This is a genomic window from Aquibacillus sediminis, from assembly GCF_005870085.1.
GTDB classification, from domain to species: domain Bacteria; phylum Bacillota; class Bacilli; order Bacillales; family Amphibacillaceae; genus Aquibacillus_E; species Aquibacillus_E sediminis.
Genome location: NZ_SZNM01000077.1, coordinates 1 through 609, shown reverse-complemented (window position 1 = coordinate 609; position 609 = coordinate 1). Strand labels below are relative to the sequence as shown.

Here is a 609-nt window from a genome sequence, read left to right as displayed (position 1 = left end):
ATGAACGACATTCCAAAAGGACCATGAATGAATGTCTTTAAAGTTATTTATGTTACGTAGTAACAAACCAAGGTATTGACGTTGCTTTTTCCCCTGTGTTGATTGCTTTTCAGTTTCTTCCATTGAACCGAGTTTTGCGATCAACTGAGGTTTCACTTTGTTTCTTAAGGCTTGAATCAATGCCTTCGGCATTTTTTCTTCATACCCCAAACCACGTCTTGCAATAACAAAAGATGCTGCTTCATGAACAGATAGTCCGTATGTCGTACTGTATTTAAAACGTCCGATCACCGATGTGTACGCTGGATTGATCTTTTTTATTTGAAATCCATTGCGTAATCCGCGCCGGATGATGCTTTCGGTTAATTTTTTCTTTTTAAAACTATTTACTAAGCGATTGAATTTACGGTTGGTGTCGTGTTGTTGGTTTAGTTTGATGTTTTCAATAACAATGGCACCGACATTTTTAGTAAGCAACCAAGTAAACACATTTTTGACCGTCTCCCCAACAATGTTATTACGTTTATTAGATCGTACATACTCTAATTCGTGACAGTAAAAGACTTTACTCTCTAAAAAGTTACCTTGTTTTGAAACGAGACTTACTGC

At 36.6% G+C, this 609-nt stretch carries 1 protein-coding gene; it reads right to left on the bottom strand.

Annotated features, from left to right (window positions below):
- Nucleotides 1-609, bottom strand: a 609-nt coding sequence (locus tag FCI53_RS21250) for an IS200/IS605 family accessory protein TnpB-related protein (RefSeq protein ID WP_138420949.1), incomplete at both ends; no start/stop codon positions are given.